This is a genomic window from Acidaminococcus hominis, assembly GCF_900291475.1.
Classification (GTDB): Bacteria; Bacillota; Negativicutes; order Acidaminococcales; family Acidaminococcaceae; genus Acidaminococcus; species Acidaminococcus hominis.
In genome coordinates, this window is record NZ_OLMM01000003.1 from 20,578 (window position 1) to 39,088 (window position 18,511).

Annotated in this window: 18 protein-coding genes and 1 tRNA gene; 2 read left to right on the forward strand and 17 right to left on the reverse strand. The window is 53.0% G+C overall.

Translation table 11 applies throughout. From position 1 onward, the window contains the following. Positions 1–35: 35 nt before the first annotated feature. Positions 36–1,415 (reverse strand): MATE family efflux transporter, encoded by a 1,380-nt coding sequence (locus tag C7E10_RS02335; protein ID WP_231087038.1) that lies wholly within the window; start codon positions 1,413–1,415, stop codon positions 36–38. A gap of 84 nt (positions 1,416–1,499) precedes the next feature. Continuing rightward, on the reverse strand, positions 1,500–2,561 hold the full coding sequence (gene trpS / locus C7E10_RS02340; RefSeq protein ID WP_105325783.1) for a tryptophan--tRNA ligase: 1,062 nt from the start codon (positions 2,559–2,561) through the stop codon (positions 1,500–1,502). A 368-nt stretch (positions 2,562–2,929) separates the two neighbouring features. On the opposite strand from trpS, the gene sstT reads away from it, so the two are divergent. Continuing rightward, positions 2,930–4,183 (forward strand): serine/threonine transporter SstT, encoded by a 1,254-nt coding sequence (sstT, locus tag C7E10_RS02345; protein ID WP_105325784.1) that lies wholly within the window; start codon positions 2,930–2,932, stop codon positions 4,181–4,183. Positions 4,184–4,553: 370 nt separating this feature from the next. Here the strand turns inward: sstT and C7E10_RS02350 are convergent, their stop codons facing one another. From C7E10_RS02350 to C7E10_RS02365, 4 genes are all read right to left on the reverse strand, one after another. Continuing rightward, positions 4,554–5,900 (reverse strand): ISL3 family transposase, encoded by a 1,347-nt coding sequence (locus C7E10_RS02350; RefSeq protein ID WP_146109037.1) that lies wholly within the window; start codon positions 5,898–5,900, stop codon positions 4,554–4,556. 594 nt (positions 5,901–6,494) lie between these two features. Continuing rightward, on the reverse strand, positions 6,495–7,895 hold the full coding sequence (gene mgtE, locus C7E10_RS02355) for a magnesium transporter (RefSeq protein WP_105325786.1): 1,401 nt from the start codon (positions 7,893–7,895) through the stop codon (positions 6,495–6,497). Positions 7,896–7,961: 66 nt separating this feature from the next. Next, positions 7,962–8,297 (reverse strand): hypothetical protein, encoded by a 336-nt coding sequence (locus tag C7E10_RS02360; protein ID WP_105325787.1) that lies wholly within the window; start codon positions 8,295–8,297, stop codon positions 7,962–7,964. Positions 8,298–8,320: 23 nt separating this feature from the next. Then, the gene (locus C7E10_RS02365) at positions 8,321–9,547 is read right to left on the reverse strand and encodes a class I SAM-dependent rRNA methyltransferase (protein WP_105325788.1); all 1,227 of its coding nucleotides are present in this window, start codon (positions 9,545–9,547) and stop codon (positions 8,321–8,323) included. Positions 9,548–9,756: 209 nt separating this feature from the next. Between C7E10_RS02365 and sfsA the strand changes: the two genes are divergently transcribed. Further along, positions 9,757–10,434 carry a DNA/RNA nuclease SfsA gene (gene sfsA / locus C7E10_RS02370; protein WP_105325789.1) on the forward strand — a complete coding sequence of 226 codons (678 nt, stop codon included), beginning with the start codon at positions 9,757–9,759 and terminating at the stop codon, positions 10,432–10,434. 488 nt (positions 10,435–10,922) lie between these two features. On the opposite strand, the gene C7E10_RS02375 is transcribed toward sfsA, so the two are convergent. The 11 genes from C7E10_RS02375 to C7E10_RS02425 all read right to left on the reverse strand — a co-directional run bounded on the left by C7E10_RS02375 (position 10,923) and on the right by C7E10_RS02425 (position 18,475). Further along, complete coding sequence (locus tag C7E10_RS02375; RefSeq protein ID WP_105325790.1) at positions 10,923–11,747, reverse strand: MetQ/NlpA family ABC transporter substrate-binding protein; 825 nt, start codon at positions 11,745–11,747, stop codon at positions 10,923–10,925. 103 nt (positions 11,748–11,850) lie between these two features. Beyond that, positions 11,851–13,101: an NAD(P)-dependent malic enzyme gene (locus C7E10_RS02380; RefSeq protein ID WP_105325791.1), complete on the reverse strand. Its 1,251-nt coding sequence runs from the start codon at positions 13,099–13,101 to the stop codon at positions 11,851–11,853. 39 nt (positions 13,102–13,140) lie between these two features. Beyond that, positions 13,141–13,644 carry a metallophosphoesterase family protein gene (locus tag C7E10_RS02385; RefSeq protein ID WP_234997667.1) on the reverse strand — a complete coding sequence of 168 codons (504 nt, stop codon included), beginning with the start codon at positions 13,642–13,644 and terminating at the stop codon, positions 13,141–13,143. Next, complete coding sequence (gene rdgB, locus C7E10_RS02390; RefSeq protein ID WP_105325793.1) at positions 13,626–14,216, reverse strand: RdgB/HAM1 family non-canonical purine NTP pyrophosphatase; 591 nt, start codon at positions 14,214–14,216, stop codon at positions 13,626–13,628. The genes C7E10_RS02385 and rdgB overlap by 19 nt, the downstream gene beginning before the upstream one ends. Before the next feature lie 123 nt (positions 14,217–14,339). Further along, positions 14,340–14,984 carry a coenzyme F420-0:L-glutamate ligase gene (locus C7E10_RS02395; RefSeq protein ID WP_105325794.1) on the reverse strand — a complete coding sequence of 215 codons (645 nt, stop codon included), beginning with the start codon at positions 14,982–14,984 and terminating at the stop codon, positions 14,340–14,342. Further along, positions 14,977–15,516: a hypothetical protein gene (locus C7E10_RS02400; RefSeq protein WP_105325795.1), complete on the reverse strand. Its 540-nt coding sequence runs from the start codon at positions 15,514–15,516 to the stop codon at positions 14,977–14,979. The genes C7E10_RS02395 and C7E10_RS02400 overlap by 8 nt, the downstream gene beginning before the upstream one ends. Next, positions 15,513–15,935: an acyl-CoA thioesterase gene (locus C7E10_RS02405; protein WP_105325796.1), complete on the reverse strand. Its 423-nt coding sequence runs from the start codon at positions 15,933–15,935 to the stop codon at positions 15,513–15,515. The genes C7E10_RS02400 and C7E10_RS02405 overlap by 4 nt, the downstream gene beginning before the upstream one ends. A gap of 150 nt (positions 15,936–16,085) precedes the next feature. Next, positions 16,086–16,160, reverse strand: a tRNA-Arg gene (locus tag C7E10_RS02410). A gap of 74 nt (positions 16,161–16,234) precedes the next feature. Continuing rightward, positions 16,235–16,852, reverse strand: coding sequence for an energy-coupled thiamine transporter ThiT (gene thiT, locus C7E10_RS02415; protein WP_105325797.1), 618 nt, complete (start codon positions 16,850–16,852; stop codon positions 16,235–16,237). 1 nt (position 16,853) lies between these two features. Then, positions 16,854–17,690, reverse strand: coding sequence for a deoxyribonuclease IV (locus C7E10_RS02420; RefSeq protein WP_105325798.1), 837 nt, complete (start codon positions 17,688–17,690; stop codon positions 16,854–16,856). 14 nt (positions 17,691–17,704) lie between these two features. Next, positions 17,705–18,475, reverse strand: a complete 771-nt coding sequence (locus tag C7E10_RS02425) for an EFR1 family ferrodoxin (protein ID WP_105325799.1) — start codon at positions 18,473–18,475, stop codon at positions 17,705–17,707. Positions 18,476–18,511 lie beyond the last annotated feature (36 nt).

Sequence of the window (18,511 nt, forward strand, 5' to 3'; positions counted from 1 at the left end):
CCTTTTTTGTTTTGTCAGCCGCTTAGGACTTCAGCTTATTCGTGGGCCAGCGCCGCATGATGCGGTTCCGGTTTCTTTACCCTCCGTTCCCAGCCGCTGTAGCTGTAGTAGAGCCGCAGCAGGGTGGTGCACATCAGCCAGCCAATGGGATAGCCAAAGGACACGGCGATAATGGAGTCGGTAATGTGGGTAATAATCAGCAGATACAGCTGCCGGAACACCACAAAGGAAAACAGCATAATGTACATGGGCGCCCGGGCGTCCCCCACCCCCCGGAGCATACCGGCGTGAATCTGGTTCATACAGGCAAAAATATCAAACAAGCAGTTCACCCGGATGAACAAGGTCCCGTAGGCCACTACCCCTGGGTCCTGGTTAAACAGCCGGATTACGTTGGGCGCAATGATAAATTCCGGAATACACAATAGGGCCGTTGCCAAAACAGCCATACGGATGGAAACGGATACCCCTTTGCGAATCCGCTCCAAATTCCCGGCCCCGGCATTTTGCCCGGTAAAGGTGGTAATGGCCAGGGCAATGCTCTGCATGGGCATGATGATAAACATATCAATCCGGAAGTAGGCTCCCCAGCCGGCCGTACTGTCGGCGCCGAAGGAGTTGATGTAGGACTGGACAAATACGTTGGAAAAGGCCGTCAGGGCCATCTGGAACCCAGCTGGGAACCCTACGTTAATGATTTTCTTTAAGATCGTCAGGTTCAGCCGCATTTCCGCCCAGGACAGCCGGTACACTTCCTGGCTGCGGAACAGCACCACCAGCACCAGGAAGGCGGAAATAAACTGGGACAGGATGGTAGCATAAGCCACCCCCGCCACTGCCATACGCAATTTCAGCACAAAAAACAGGTCCAAAATCACGTTCAGCACGGACGTAAAAATCAAAAAATACAGCGGCCGCTTGGAGTCCCCCACCGCCCGCAAAATAGCGGACCCCATATTGTAGATCATCAGCCCGGTAATGCCCAGGAAATAGATGCGCAGATACGTAGTGGAATACGGCACAATGGTGGCGTCCGTCCGCATAAATTCCAGCAGGAACGGCGTAATGTTCCACCCCAGTACCATGAATACCAGACTCAAAAGAAACGTCCCCACCAGGGACGTATGCACTGCCTTGCGCAGATTGGGCACATCGTGGGCCCCGAAATACTGGGAAATGATTACGCTGGCCCCGGTGCTCAGCCCCATGAAAAACCCCACCAGGGTGTTGATGGCCGGCGTAACGGTAGTAACCCCGCCCAGAGCGGCACCCCCTACAAAGTTGCCCACCACCACGCTGTCCACCGCATTGTACATCTGCTGGAACAAGTTCCCAAACAGCAGCGGCAGGGCAAACCACAGCAAGTGCCGCCAAATGGAGCCTTGGGTCATATCTTTGGTTGTTGTTTTGGCCAAATGGATCCCTTCCCTTCTGATAAAAACCCTCCCGGAGCAGAATACCTGTCCAGGAGGGCCTGTGTTCTCATACTGTTGGCTAATTTATCGCAGCAGATTGTCGTCGTCGAAGTAGTTGATTTTCATGGCAGCCCGTACATCCTTCAGGGTTTCCGCAGCCTTGGCTTCTGCCTTGGCAGTGCCGGCCCGGAGGATTTCCACCACTTCCGGCTTTCTTTGTTCCCAATACTCCCGGCGTTCCCGGATAGGAGTCAGCACGTCCTGAAGTACGTTGTTCAGGAACTTCTTGACCTTCATATCCCCCAGCCCGCCGCGGGTGTAATGGTCTTTCAGTTCGTCCAGATTGGCGTAATCCGGCAGGAACTGGGTGAAATGTTCAGGCTTGGAGAAAGCATCCAGGTAGGTGAATACCGGGTTTCCTTCCACGTGGCCCGGGTCGCTGACCTGCACATGGGTAGGATCCGTGTACATGGACATCACCTTCTGCTTTACCGTAGCCGCATCGTCGGACAGGTAAATGCAGTTGCCCAGGGATTTGCTCATCTTGGCCTTTCCGTCCAGCCCCGGCAGCCGCAGGCAGGCCTTGTTGGAGGGCAGCACAATGTCCGGCATGGTCAGGGTTTCCCCGTACACACTGTTGAACTTGTGGACAATCTCCCGGCACTGTTCCAGCATGGGTTTCTGGTCTTCCCCTACCGGCACCGCCGTAGCCTGGAAAGCCGTAATGTCCGCTGCCTGGCTTACCGGGTAGCAGAAAAAGCCCAGGGGCACGCTGGCTTCAAAATTCTTTTGTTGGATTTCATTTTTCACGGTAGGATTCCGCTGTACCCGGGCCACCGTTACCAAATCCATATAATAGGTGGTCAGTTCAAACAGTTCCGGAATCAGGGACTGGATAAAAATCGTTGCCTTGTTGGGGTCAATGCCCACTGCCAGGTAATCCAGGGCTACCTGCAAGATATTTTGGCGTACCTTTTCCGGATTCTCCGCATTGTCGGTCAGCGCCTGGGCGTCCGCAATCATGAAATAAATCTCATCGAACTTCCCAGAATTTTGCAGCTCCACCCGCTCAGCCAAAGAACCTACATAATGTCCCACATGAAGATGGCCCGTTGGACGATCCCCGGTCAGAATAATTTTTTTCATTTTATCTCCTCACCTGTTCTCTATTTCAGAACCGGCGCCTGCATATTCCCAAAAGACATTCCGGTTCAAACGTACATAATATAAATATACTATGGTTGGCAGTTTTCTTCAAGTATCCCGCCGGAAAATCAAAAACCGTTGCTTTTCTTCTCCCGACTTTTCCGTTCCCTGTGTACAATTTATGGATGGATGTCTTTATACTTTCTCAATCCAATGATAAATAGAACATTTCTCGTTCTATTTTAGCTGAAATGTAATTTTTTTAGAACTCTAGATTTATCTACAAATACTATTGTATTTATTTTTTATTTTGATATACTAGGTTATGTTCTTTTACTTATTTTATCCAGAGAAAGGAAGTTCATCGTATGAATGCCATTTTGTATTACCTGAAGCACACACCGATTATCAAGCAAATTGCTGTAGGCTTGGTCATCGGCATCCTCATCGCCAGCTTCGCTCCCGGAGCCATTCCGTTTGTGGGCATTTTCGGTGATCTGTTCGTCAAGGCCCTGAAGGGCATCGCACCGCTTTTGGTGTTTATCCTGGTCATGAACGCCATGATTCAGAGAAAAGACAACGGCGACACCCAAATGAAACCCGTCATCAAACTGTACATCATCGGGACCTTTGCCGCTTCCCTGGTAGGGGTGGCCATGTCTTTCCTGTTCCCCGTGACCCTGTCCCTGCAGCTGGCTGACACCAAAGTTGCTCCTCCCAGCGGCATCGCAGAAGTCCTCCACACCCTGATTCTGAACGTGGTAGACAACCCGGTAAACGCCCTGCTGACCGCCAACTACATCGGAATCCTGGCCTGGGCCATTTTCCTGGGGCTGGCACTCCACAACACCGTGGGTGACAAAAGCAAGGCCGTATTTGAAGACCTGGCCCAAGGCATTGCCATCGCCGTCAGCTGGGTAATCCGCTTCGCTCCCTTCGGCATTATGGGCCTGGTAGCCGAATCCATCGGTGCCAGCGGCCTGGGCGCCCTGCTGTCCTACGTAAAACTCCTGGGCGTACTGTTGGGCTCCTACTTCCTGGTTGCCCTGGTCATCAATCCTCTGATTGTGTACCTGAACGTCCACAAGAACCCCTATCCTCTGGTTTGGACCACCCTGAGAGAATCCGGCGTGTATGCCTTCTTCACCCGCAGCTCCGCCGCCAACATTCCGGTAAACCTGTCCCTGTGCCATCGCCTGGGCTTGAACCCGGATACCTTCACCATCTCCATTCCTCTGGGTGCTACCATTAACATGGCCGGTGCTTCCATCACCATTTCCGTACTGGCCCTGGCAGCTGCCAACACCCTGAACATCAACGTGGATATGCTCACCGCCCTGCTCCTGTGCATCGTTTCCACCATTGGTGCCTGCGGCGCTTCCGGCGTAGCCGGCGGCTCCCTGCTGCTGATCCCCGTAGCCTGCGCTTCCTTCGGGATTGGCAACGATATCGCCATGCAGGTAGTCGGCGTTGGCTTCATCATCAGCGTATTGGAAGATGCCTGCGAAACCGCCCTGAACAGCAGCAGCGACGTACTGTTCACCGCCACCGCAGAATTTGCCCAAAGAGCCAAAGAAGGCACCCTGAAAGCCTCCGACATGGTTCCCAAAGACGAAGAATAAGTAAATATTCGGAAACAATTAATCCCCTGCCGGCCACCCGGCAGGGGATTTTTGTGTTTAAAAGGAGACTGTGAAAAGCGGACCGCACCAGCACCAGGAAGTCCCTTGACCGCACGACCAAAAACCGCTACAGAGTTTTCTACAGCAAAAATGGCTCTTCACGTTTTATTGTGGGATGGCAGATTTCTGCCATCCTTCTTTTATGTCTAGCAACATCCCACTGTCGCAATCTCTAGACAGTGCCGTTTCGTATAGATGGTAATGCTGAATATCGAATCAGAGTGAAAAANGGCTCTTCACGTTTTATTGTGGGATGGCAGATTTCTGCCATCCTTCTTTTATGTCTAGCAACATCCCACTGTCGCAATCTCTAGACAGTGCCGTTTCGTATAGATGGTAATGCTGAATATCGAATCAGAGTGAAAAAATATTCATCATTTTTGTATCCATACCCTATTCGTTTTGCAACCTTAATCTTGTTATTGAAGCCTTCAAGCTTTCCTGTGGTAATCGGATGGGCTGAGTGAGCAATCAAACCCTCTTTGCGTTTTCGCTTTAAGCGGGCAAACTTTTGCAGCTGCGGTATGTTGCTCTCCTCGGCTCCTTTAAACCATTTTTCCCATTCTACGGCAGCTAAATCGGGGTTTCTAAGCTCGAATAGATCACTTAGTTCCTCTTTCATTGTATGGCAAACTGTCAAATTTTCATGTTTTTTAAGGATTTCCTTGAGATTTTCTGCCTTTTTATCGCTTAGTGTTTCTTCCTTGCAAAGCAGCGTCCAGCGAGCTTGTTTTACTTCCTTGTAAAGCCGATTCTCCTCTTTAATTGAATCCTCTGCTTTTGTTGCCTGCTCTTCAGCAATATTCTCTGTAATCCCAAGCTTTAGGTTATCGGCTTTCTCTTTGTGCTGTCTTGCTTCCTCCAGCCTTACGGCTCCCAGCACATCTCGTCCATACTGGGCTTGCATATGGTAGCGGTCGTATACTATTGCCGCATGAGGCAGATACTTTTCTACCAGGGTGTTGAACGATGCGTTCATGTCCATTGCGACAGCTTCTACTTCAGACAAATACTCCAGGTCTGTCTCTTCAAAAAACTTTGTAAAGGCAGCTATAGAGCGTCCCGCACCAACCCAGAGGATGTCTCCCATATCAAGGTCCATAACACAGGTTGCGTAAGTATGGCCTTTGTGCATTGCAAACTCATCAACGGCAAGATGCTTAGGACGGTAGCCACTTTTGCGAAGTTCCTCGCTTCGCGTTTTGAGAGCCTCGTCCATAATTTCCTTATGGATTTTAGAAACTGTTCCCCAATGGATACCGGTCAAATCGCTGACTGCTTTAATCGTCATTTGATGCATAAGCAAAATCTTGATCCATAAAGCGGCACGAGAAGTGACTCTGGTTCCAGGATACTTAAAGGTTATGTTTTCATTGAAGGTATGCCCGCATTTTTGGCACCGGTAGCGGTGGAATCTCACACGAAGAATCCGTGGCTTTCCGGGTATCCAGGGCATGTCTTTAAGTGTAGTTACAGGGTTGTCATGGACATGGACCTTACCGCCGCAGCAAGGGCATACAACGTCGGCTGTAGGCCGGGTACTATTTACATCTATGATCTCTTCAAAAAGAGAAGCAATATTCGTAGGAATATTAAAATTGTCCTGTATGTTTTTGCATAAATTTGCTATACTTGAGGTTGAGAGCACGTGGATCATTCCTTTCGTAGTTTTGTCGCTATTACTTAGAATGGAGCATCCCGTGCTCTTTTTCAATACCTTTTTTCAGTTTTTAAATTCTGTCTTAGATTTCGTATCCCCCAATTTTCCGTGATGAGCCCAAAAAATTGCCTCAGGCAATTTTTCTGTAGTTGGACTACCTAACGGTCCGCACTAGCCCCAAATGGGGACGAGCTTTCCCCTTGGGGAAAGTGGCACCACAGGTGCCGATAGAGGAACCCCCCGAAGGGCCGTCCAGGTATTAGCGGCCACCGGCCGCCTGCCTTCCCCTTCTCCTGTTCGCTGCGTTGCGCGAACAGGAGAAGGGGAAGGTCGGCATTGCCAACAGCAATGCCGGGTTGGGGTTCAAAACCAAGCTTCACAACAATCCCCCATTCAGTACATGACCAGTAGTGGCCTAAGACCGGCCCCTGCAAGAGTGTAGGGGCTGGCAGTCCGTAGGACTGACTGAGGAAGTTTATTAGAATACGGCTATAACGAACGTACAAAAAAAAGACTTGCGAACTCAAACTAGTTCGCAAATCTTTTTTTCACAATCTTGTTTCACTTTATATACTTCTATTCTCCCCACCCCTACTGCAGCAGGTACGGCAGGAACATCTTGCTGAGCCCCAGGAAAATAAAGAAGCCGCAGACATCCGTTGCCGTGGTAATGAAAATACTGGAGGCAATGGCCGGGTCAAAATTGAAGGCCTTGAGCACCACCGGCACCAAAAAGCCCACAAACGCCGCAATCATCAGGTTGCAGGTCATGGCCACCAGGATAATCAAGCCCAGCGCCGTATTCCCGCTCATCTGGCTGATGACAAAACCGGCGATAATCCCGTTCACCAGCCCGTTGATAAAGCCCACAGCGATACCCTTAAAGATCCGTTTCTCGTTGCCATGGAGGCGGATATCCCCCAAAGCAATCCCCCGGACCACCACCGCCAGGGTTTGGGTCCCAGCGTTGCCCCCCATGCCCGCTACAATGGGCATAGCAGCCGCCAGGGCCACTACCTGGGAAATGGTATCCTCAAACAAAGATACCGTAGCAGACGCCAAAAATGCCGTAATCAGGTTGACCAGCAGCCAGGGCAGACGCATCCGCACCGATTCAAACACCGTGCTGTCCACGTCTTCTTCCTTGCTGACACCGCCTAATTTCAACATATCCTCGGTGTTTTCTTCTTCGATAACATCGATGATATCGTCGACGGTGATGATGCCGATAATCCCCTTGCGCTTGTTCACAACCGGAATGGCGTGCAGGTCATATTTGGATACCAGCCGGGCAACGTCCTCCTGGTCCGCTTCCGGCTCCACAGAAATGACATTGTCCTCCATGATATCGTTTAACGTATCATAGTTTTTGGCCACCAGCAGTTCCCGGAGAGAAACCGTGCCTACCAGCTGCTTCCGGTCGTTGGTGATGTAGAGAATGTTGATTTCCTCAGTCTTGGGAGCAATCTCCTTTACCTTTTCCAACGCCTGACTCACCGTCAGCGTGCTGCGCATGGAAATGTACTCGGTGGTCATAATACCACCGGCAGTGCTCTCCCCGTAGCCCAGCAAATCCCGAATAACGGTCTGGTCGCTGGTCTTCATCAGCTTGACCAATTCCTTCCGCCGATTGGCCGGCATATCTCCCAGAATGTCTACGATATCGTCCTTGGACATATGCTGGAAAATCCGCAGAATCTTGTTCAGGTCAAACAGCTTCATGATCCGCACCTGCAGATCCTCGTCAGCCTGTTCAATGATTTCTGCGTTTTGGGCATCATCCAGCAAACTGGTCAAATACACAATATTGCTGTCCGAAGCCTCCTCCATGGCAATGGCCAGGTCGATGGGGTGGGAATCCTCCACCAACCGTCTTACCGCTGCCTCATCCTTATGATTCAGAGCCTCGTTCAGTTCGCTTTCCATGCGTTCTTCCAGCAGCTCCTGCTTTTCTTCTTCGCTTTGTGCGCTAACTTCCTTTTCTTCGTCCATGCCAAGCTCTCCCCTCACCTGCTGTGCCTGGCTCCTCCCTAGGAGGTCCCCTTGCTGCAGGCTAGATTATTTTCTAGAAAATGCTGCATCCTCGGAGAGCAGCCATCCTACAGCGCCATCAAACCGGATGGCCAGGTTGTAGGTTTTCTGCTCCGCCGCGTTACGGGTTTGGTTTATCGGAACAAAGAGTGTACCCTTGGGATAGAACCCCAAAGTCAAACTTTTTTGGGACGGTTCCGCGTAGAACGGAACCTGATTGTGGGTGGTTACCAGCGCAATCTTGGACTGCTGAAAGTGGGTTTCTGTGCTTTCCGCGTGGGCGGCCGGCAGCTGTCCAGCAGGGAACAGGCCAAAACCCAGGGCGGCACAAAAGGCCGTCAGCAGACAAAATTTCTTAATCATAGCACACCTCACTTCTCCAGGCCTTACACCACCTGGAAAATATAGAACTTCAGATAATCAGTTTCCGGCACATTGTACAAAATCGGATGGTCCGGAGCCTGCTGCCGGGCTTCCACCTGGCGCAGGGACACCGCTGCATCGTGGGACGCTTCCCGGAGCATCTGGACAAACAGCTCGTCCGGCATAAAGTGGGAACAGGAACAGGTGGCCAGGTACCCGCCCCGGGGCAGCAGCTTCATGGCCTTCATATTGATTTCCTTGTAGCCCCGGAAAGCCGAATGGACCGTATGGCTGGATTTGGTAAAAGCCGGAGGATCCAGGATAATGAAATCAAACGGATGCTGCTTCTTTTCTTCCAGCTCCGTCAGATATTCAAACACATTGGCTTCCACGGTCTGGATGGCTTCCTCCGCCCCGTTCAGGGCGAAATTCCCCCGGGCCCGCTTCAGCGCTTCCCCGGAAATATCCACCGCCGTTACCGAAGCCGCCCCGCCCTTCCAGGCGTTCAGGGCAAAAGGCCCCGTATGGGTAAAACAGTCCAACAGATGCTTGCCCTTGCAGATTCGCTGCACTGCCAGCCGGTTGTATTTCTGGTCCAGGAAGTAGCCCGTCTTTTGGCCGTTGACCACGTCCACCTGGTACTTCAGACCGTTTTCTGTGATAATGGGCAGCAGGTCGTCTTCCGTCAGCGTGGAGCCCGGCACCTCGGCAATGCCGCAGCCTTCTTCCATACCTTCCAGTTCCCGGATTTTCACATCGTTCCGTTCGTAGACGCCCTTCACGTCTTCCCCCATGGCCCGCAGGGTTTTCAGCAACAGAGAGAAAATCAGCTGCTTGCGCTGCTCGATGCCCAAAGACAGCACCTGGGCCACCAGCACGTCCTCAAACCGGTCCACCGTCAGCCCCGGGAATCCATCGGCCTCCCCAAAAATCAGCCGGCAGCAGCGGAAATCCGCCCCAGGCATTACCGTTTTCCGGTAGTCCAGAGCATACTGGATTCGCCGTTCAAAGAACGCTTCGTTAAAGGTATCATTGGCATTTTGGGAAAGCAGCCGAATCCGAATCTTGGAATGGTCGTTGATAAAACCCGTACCGATATATTTGCCTTTTTCGTTGACCACATCTACCAGCTGGCCATTTTCGTACGCACCGTCCAAGGCCAGCACCTCGTCGGCAAATACCCAGGGATGACCATGACGGGCAGCCCGTTCTCCTTTTTTCGTAATCGTTGCTTTTCTAAAATTGCGCATTTCCTTCTCCATTCTTTTCTGACCAAAGTATAGAAATATTGTACCATAACCAGCAAGTTTATACACGTTAAATATGAAAACTTTGGTACATTCAGCCATTCCCCTTGGGCATTTCCCCCAGGCTTTTCCCCCGTATTTCCTCCCTCCGCCGTGGTATAATAAAAACCAGGGCTGGCAGTTAGCGTCCAGCCCCAGTAAAGGAGAACCCTATGCACTATCCCAATGTCTGTCCCGGCCGCTTTCTGGCCCGTCCCAACCGCTTTATTGCCCAGGTGGAAATAGACGGCCAGGAAGAAACCGTCCACGTAAAAAATACCGGCCGCTGCAAAGAACTGCTGGTGCCCGGCTGCACCGTATACCTGACCCGCAGTGACAACCCCGCCCGAAAAACCAAATACGACCTGGTGGCCGTCCAAAAAGGAGACCTGCTCATCAACATGGATTCCCAGGCCCCCAACCACGCCGCCCAGGAATGGCTGGCCGCAGGCGGCCTGGGCCCGCTCACCCTGCTCAAGCCCGAATGCCGCTACGACCAATCCCGCTTTGACTTCTATTTCGAAGCAAAGGACCGCAAAGCCTTTTTGGAAGTGAAAGGCGTCACCCTGGAAGAGCACGGCATTGTCCGTTTCCCTGATGCTCCCACCCAGCGGGGGGCCCGGCATATCCACGAGCTCATCAAGTGCCAGGAGGAAGGCTATGACGCCTACCTGCTCTTTGTCATCCAAATGAAAGGCGTGCAGCATATGGAGCCAAACCGGGCCACCGACCCGGAGTTTGCCGCTGCCCTTTTGGCAGCCCAAAACGCCGGCGTTCACCTGTTGGCCTACGACTGCCTGGTCACCCCAGGCGAAATGACCCTGGACGCCCCAGTGCCCCTGATTCTATAAAGCCTGAAACACCCGACAAAAAAAGGTGTGAAATAATGAAACTTCTATCGTCGCCTTCGGCGACACTTCCTACACGCTTGCAGGAAGCGTTCTATGCCACTACTGGTCAAGTAATAGACTAGGGTAGTGCAAATATTTACGAACTATGCTGCTTTGCGATACCCGTTTTGCACATGACTCGTATAGGCCTAAGACTGGCCCCTGCTAGCGTTGCGCTCACATCCAAGAGCATATCCGTGGTTCAAAATGCTCTTGGTTCATGTGAGCCATGTGATAGCAGCCCAAGAAGCAAGCCCGCAGGGCGCGGCTGATTGGAACGCTGCGAACCACTAAGGGGCCGTCAGTCCGCAGGACTGACTGAGGAAGTTTATTAGGTACGGTTATAAAAAGCAAAAAAACGGCTTGCGAACTCTTTTGAGCTCGCAAGTCGTTTTTTCTTTTGGGGGGCAAGTAATTATTTCACACCCTTTTTTTGTTTCGTGCTCTTCTTAGAAGGACGGGAGAATGGCACCTTTGTACTTATCTTCGATGAACTTCTTCACTTCCGGGCTATTCAGGGCTTTCATCAGCTTCTGGATTTCCGGACGGTTTTCATCGCCTTTCCGTACGGCCAGAATGTTGGCATACGGAGAATCCTTGGATTCGGTGAACAGGGAATCCTTGGTGGGGTTCAGCTTGGCTTCCATAGCGAAGTTGGAGTTGATTACCGCCAGATCCACATCATCCAGGGTACGCGGCAGCATAGCAGCTTCCGCTTCGGTGATTTTCAGGTTCTTGGGATTTTCCACAATATCCGCCGGAGTAGCCATAACGCCTACACCGTCTTTCAGCTTCAGCAGACCAGCCTTTTCCAAAATGGCCAGAGCTCTGCCGCCGTTGGTAGGATCGTTGGGGATAGCCACGCTGGCATTGTCAGGTACGTTTTTGATGTCTTTGACTTTCTTGGAGTACACGCCCATGGGTTCGATATGCACCTTGCCCACAGAAACCAGACCCAGGTTCCGTTCTTCATTGATCTTGTTCAGATACGGTTCATGCTGCATGAAGTTGGCATCAATTTCCTTGTCGTGAAGACTCAGGTTGGGTTTTACGTAATCGGTAAATTCCACCACCTGCAAGTCCACACCTTCCTTGGCCAGCATGGGTTTAATCTCGTTCAGGATTTCCGCATGGGGCACAGGAGTGGCTCCAACCTTCAAAACCACTTTCTTGTCGCCGCCGGCGCTTTTGTTGTCCGTGGTTTGACCGCCGCAGCCAGCTGCAATCCCTGCTACTGCCAGAATACCGGCCAAAACCAGTGCCATCTTTTTCATTCGCTACACCCCTTTTAGGTATTTTCCTAGTATTATACGATGAATTCCCCAATTTGCCAACAACTTTTTTACAAAAAGTTTACATATTAGGCAAATATCTGTCTTAGGCGTTCCAGTTCCGTTCCACCCGTTCCGCAGCTTCCTTCCGAATATCCTCTGGATCCCGCTGCACCCGGGCAATCCCCTGCTCCATGGCCGTCTTGGCCACAGCCGCAGCAATGGCCGGTACAATCCGCCGGTCAAAAGCCCCGGGCACCACATAGTCTTCCTTCAGTTCGTCATCAGCAATCAGGCCCGCAATGGCTTTCACCGCTGCTACCTTCATCTCTTCCGTAATGGCAGAAGCCCGTACCGCCAGAGCCCCCCGGAAGATTCCCGGGAAGACGCACACATTGTTTACCTGGTTAGGCGCATCACTGCGGCCCGTACCAGCAACGGCAGCACCCGCCGCCTTGGCTTCCTCGTAGGTAGTTTCCGGCACCGGGTTGGCCAGGGCGAACACCACAGCCTGGGAATTCATGCTTTGGATGATTTCCTTGGTAAACAGCCGAGGAGCGGAAACCCCAATCAGCACATCGGCACCTTTCACGGCGCCGGCCAGATTGCCCTTGTAGTGTTCCGGGTTGGTAACGCTGGCTAGGTAAGCCGTAGCCATATCCATTTCGCCCGGACGGCCTTCGTACACAGCCCCGTCGATGTCGATCATAATCAGGTTCTTGACTCCCAGCCGGTACAGCAGCTTGCCAATGGCAGAGCCAGCAGCGCCGCAGCCGTTGACCACCACCTTCACCTGGGAAATATCCTTTTTCACATAGCGCAGCGCCCCGGAAACCGCAGCACAGGCAATAATGGCCGTACCATGCTGGTCATCGTGGAAAACCGGAATATGGCAGCGCTTGATCAGCTCCGCTTCAATCTCGTAGCACTTGGGAGAAGAAATATCTTCCAGATTGATGCCCCCAAAGGACGGCTGCAATTTTTCGACGATATTCACAAATTCCTTGGGATCCTTGGTATCGATGCAGATGGGCACAGAGTCCACATCCCCAAACTTCTTGTACAAAACCGCCTTGCCTTCCATAACGGGCATGGCAGCTTCCGGACCAATGTCCCCCAGCCCCAGCACCCGGGTGCCATCGCTGATGACGGCCACCATGTTGCCCCGGCAGGTATATTCAAAGGACAAATCCGGATTTTCCTTGATTTTCCGGCAAGGTTCAGCTACCCCCGGCGTATAGGCAATGGACAGGTCGTGCCCATTTTCCAGAGGTACCTTGCAGCGTACTTCCAGCTTCCCATGATTCTTGGCGTGCATTTCTAGCGCTTCTGCATTCAAATCTTCCGTATTGGCCATCTTTTTGTTCCTCCTTAGGAATCTGCTTGATTTTTGTTTTTATGCCTTGCTGTCCAGGGTCTGAACCACAAACTGGGGCTTTTTGCCCCGCTCCAGGGTCAGCAGCCCAAAGGACGGAATCCCGTTCCGGGGCCGGGAAGGACTGCCCGGATTGATGAGCAGCAGGCCCTCCTCCTCCAAACATACAGGTACGTGGATATGGCCAAAAACCACCACATCCGCCTGCTTTTCCGCACCCCAGTACAGCAGCCGGCTAAAGTCATTGCCCCACACATACCGATTGCCATGGGTCATCGCCAGGGTAAAGCCCTCCTGGCGGGTAACCAGTTCCTGAGGAGCCCGGTCCTCGTACACGTCGCAGTTGCCGCATACCGCATACACCGGCTTCCCCGCCAGCTGCTCCACATAAGGAGCATCTTGGCTGTAGTCCCCGGTATGGAGCCACAGGTCCACGCTGCCCGCCTGCCGGATTACCCGGCGGATGGCTTCCCGGTCCCCGTGGGTATCCCCCAGGACCCCAAGCGTCATTTTATTTTTTTCCATTGGTTCACCAGCTTGCGGATAGCCTTGGCCCGGTGACTGATGCTGTTCTTTTCTTCCATAGTTGCTTCCCCCAAAGGAGCGTGCAGCTCCGTGGACCAGAACAGCGGATCATAGCCAAAGCCATTGGTCCCATGGGGTTCGTGGAGAAGAATCCCATCACAAATCCCCGACGTTTCCGCCAAAATCTTACCTTCCGGATTGGCCACCGCCAATGCGCAGAAAAACCGGCAGTTCCGCCGGACCTGCATCTTCATATTGGCCAGCAGCAATTCATTATTTTCCTCATCAGTGGCCTCCTCCCCGGCATACCGGGCAGAACGCACCCCAGGAGCCCCCTTCAGGCTCAAAACTTCCAAACCAGAATCATCCGCCAGACAAAGCTTTCCCGTTTCCTTGGCATAATATTTTGCCTTGATTCGAGCATTGGCTGCAAACGTGCGGCCATTCTCCTCCGGCTCAGGAATGGGCGGATAATCAGACAGACAAGTGAATTCCAGTCCCAGCTCATTCATCAAAGACTTGAACTCTTCCACCTTGCCCAGATTATGTGTTGCAATCACAACTTGCTGCATAATTTCACCAACCTTTTCTATAAAAGCTATTGTACCATCGAAACCCAGGAATGCCAACCTATAAACCCAGTAAGCCGTCAAAAAACGGGCTGCGCCTCCTGGCACAGCCCGCATTTCTTTTTCTTATCGCAAATAATCCTTGATTACGCAAATCGGCGTCTTCTGGCTGTCGTTGCCAAAAGGATTGTCGATGAGGATCTTTTCCACCAACCGGGGATCCACACCCTTGGTGCAGCCCAGCACGCAGGACCGCTTCAGGTCGTTGACGTCAGCCACCGCAGCCCCGAAGCACCCCAGCCCTTCCTTGATGTTCTCAGACACCCGGTTGGGGTTCTTTGGCCCCAGCACAATGTGCTTGTCATAAGGAGGCATGGTGCCGGTAATATCGTCAATCAGCCGAGCCTGTTCCCCGCCCATGCGGTAGAACACCCCGGGCTTGCCCGCCACCTTGGCGAAGAAGCCGCAGACCACAGCCACCAGCACCTTCAGCGTCCCGGATTCGTTCAGCAGGGACTGCATGGAAGACCAGTTGCCGATACTGCCCACGCCGGGAAACAGCTGGGACAGCACCTTGGCTGCAAAAGAAATCTTCATAGTTTCCGGACGAATAGCCCGGTTTTGGGTAATGGCCACCACGGACTCGGCCACACAGACTACATCCCGGGGACCAATCTTGTCGCCGCCAAATTCCTTCACCGCATCCACAATATTGTCGTGGATGGTCAGAATGCGCGTAGGAATGGGAATAATTTCATACTTATCAGCCACGGTACGCACCTCCTGCCAATTTGGCCATTTCAGCCCCATACAGGGTCACGAAATACTTTCTTACATAATGTGCCTTCCGGCCAACCCCGGTCACATAGATGGCTGCATCCATGTCCACCATCCGGCTCAGGACTTCGCGCATATCCTTGCCATTTCTGGCTTCCAGCCGCAGGGTCACAATCAGTTTCCATTCGGACCATTCCTTCAGCACCAGGGCTTCGAAATAATGGTCCTTCCGGCGTCGGTCATCCTTTTCCACATCCCCGGTGCAAACTGCATCCGGGAATTGTTCCTGGGGCAGGTACGGCCGCACAAAGCAGTCCGTTACCGCAGCACATTCCTGGCTGTTGTTGCGCAGAGGCACGGTAAAAGAATACACCGCGTGCTGGCTGTCCAGCTCCTCCAGCTGCAAAGGCGTCTTTTCGTCCATAACCACCTTGGTGTCATCCGTGGGTTTTAAGGCGGCGTAAACAATCATGACCAGCGCACCCAATACGCACAGGCCAAGAAGCAGTAAAATCACATTGATCATACTTTTTTCTTCCCTTCTTCTGCAAGCATCCGCTGCAATTTTTCATAATACGGTGGGGACAGACGCTCCACCTTTCCTTCCAGATTGGTAAAAGCGTTGGTAGAATCGCCCTTGGCCAGCAGCACCCCATCCCGTTTCCGGATAATCTCATATTCGTACACGATTTTTACCCGGCTGCAGGACGCCAAGGTGGTCCGCACCTCATACTCGTCGTCAAAACGCGCAGACTGGCGGAACTGGCAGTGGACCTCAATAATGGGGACCATGAAGCCATCGGCCATCAGCTGGTTCAGCTCAATGCCCGCTGCCCTCAGATAGGCCACCCGGCCCATTTCAAACCACCGCAGGTAATTGGTATGATGGACCACGCCCATCAGATCGGTTTCAGAAAAACGGACTCGATCGGTGATTGTAACCACGGCAAAACCTCTTTTCTCACAGCTTTTTCATTATAGCACGTTTTCCCAGAGAAGAAAGACCTTCTTTGGGATTCCCGGAATTTTATAACCCCCTGGAAAATAAGAGACCCCATAATGCGCTTTCGCGAATCATGGGGTAAAAGTACAAAATGGTACGCCTGGGCGGAATCGAACCGCCGCACACGGCTCCGGAGGCCGTTGCTCTATCCACTGAGCCACAGGCGTATTACTGAACAAGCGTTATTATAGCATGAACCGGGCATTCATGCAAGGAATTTATACAAAAAAAGTAAAATTTTTCACCGGGGCTTCCGGAGCAGCCCTATAAAGCGCCCCATGGGCAGCACCCGGTACAGCAGCAGACATATGGCCAGATCCGGCAGCAGATACAGCCCGTTGGCCCACAGGGAGTACACCACTGGGGACATCCCCGCCGGCGCATAGCTGGCAAAAAACGCCACCCCGGACACAAAATGGCAGAAGTACCGCATCAGGACTGCCAAAATCATGCCCCCATAAGGGTGCTGGGGAAAGAAGCCGCACACCCCCAGGGCCATAAAAGGCAGCGGATAGTCAAATAGCACCTGCACTGGATGAAGAATGTACGGATTCAGCAGCAGGTTTAGAATCCCGTAGGCAAACCCCGCCAGCACCCCCACTTCCGGCCCAAAAGCAAAGGCCACCAGCATAATGGGCAGCATACCGCCCAGGGTAATGGTGCCCCCGTAGGGCATCCGGTAAAGCGGAAACACACTGAGCACCAGCGTCAGCGCCAGCATAAAGCCGCAGCTGGACAGCTGGTGGGCGCTGAGCTTCACCTTCCGGGTGTGCAGCAAAACTACCAAAAGCGCCAGCACCCCCACCAGGGTCAGCAGCGTCACCGGGCTTGCAAAAACTTTCGCCAAACCTTCTTCCATCCTACCTTCCCTCCTCAGCGGCCTGCCGCATCAGAGCAATCTCCCCGGCGTAGCCTTCCAGCTCATTGGGAGTTTCCAGGATAAAAGGCAGCTGGGTCAGCGCCGGGTGGCGCACAATCCGCCCCAGAGCCTCCAGTCCCAGGTAGCCCTGGCCCAGCTTCTCGTGCCGGTCCTTATGGGCCCCCAGGGGATTCTTGCTGTCGTTTAAATGAATGGCCTTCAGCCGTCCCAGCCCAATGACCTGGTCAAATTCCGTCAGCACCTCATCCAAATGGTTCACCACATCGTAGCCCCCGTCCCACACGTGACAGGTATCCAGGCAGACCCCTACCTGCTCCTGGAGCTTCAGCTTATCCAAAATGGCAGCAATTTCCTGGAAGGTCTTTCCCACTTCCGTGCCCTTTCCCGCCATAATTTCCAAAAGCAGCGTGGTGGTCTGCCCCTTTTGCAGCACCTGATTCAGGCAGTCCGCAATGAGCTGAATGCCCACTTCCGGCCCCTGCCCCAAATGGTTTCCCGGATGCATATTGTAATATTGGTAGGGCACCAGTTCCATCCGCACCAAATCGTCCGCAATGGTTTCCCGGGCAAAAGTCCGCACGTCCTCCTTGGTGGAACAGGGATTCAGCGTGTAGGGCGCATGGGCCACCAGAGGCACCGCCTTGCCCTGCCACAGCTCCCGAAACGCCTGGACATCCTTGGGGTCCACCTCCTTGGCCTTGCTCCCCCGAGGATTCCGGGTAAAGAACGCAAAAGTATCCGCCTGAATAGACAGCGCCGTTTTGCCCATGGCCAAAAAGCCCTTGGAAGAAGACAAATGACAACCGATATGCAGCATCTTTTCTCTCCCCCTTAGCGATGGAACAATTCCTGGGCCTGCACCTCAGGATGATGGTATTGGTCAGCCTTGGCAATCACATGCCCGTGGACCGCAATCCCCCCGTGGGGGCAGAACTGGACACAGGCCATACAGTAGGCACAGTGGTCGTGGACCTTCACCTTCCCGTCCTTCAGGGACAAATTACCCATAGGACACAGCCGTACGCACAGCCCGCAGCCCACACAGTCCTTGGGCCGGGCCGAAATGGCAAACCGCTTCTTCCCCAGCTTCCGCACCAGCGGAATGGCCATAAGCGTCCCCGCCAGGGACTTCTTCACCTGGGACAGGTCCACCTTCCGGGCCAGAATATCCTGCCCCATAGCCTCCACCAGCTGCTTGGCCTTCTCCAGCTTGCTGTAGTCGTAGGTCACCCCCACCTTCCAGGTGGACGTAGAATTGGCAATCATGGGCACCACCCGGCCGTAGGACAACTTGCAGCCCTTGGCCCCCAAAAGCTCCTGCACCCGGTAAAGCGCACTCCCCTGGGTACTCCCGCAGGTAGCCGCCGCATAGTAGTACGCCTGAGGCGATAAGGTTGCCTTCTTTAAGAACTTCAGCACCGGCTTGGGCACATCCCCAAAATACACCGGGAACACAAGCCCCACCGACTTGGCCGATTGCAGCAGCAGCCCAATCGCCTCCCAGTTCTTCTTATCCAGAGGAATCACCTGATCCTGGGTCAGCGCTCCCAGCTCCCGTGCCACCGCATACGAATTCCCCGTACCAGAAAAATATATAATCATGGAACCCACTCCCCTACCTTTATTGTTAGCACATAT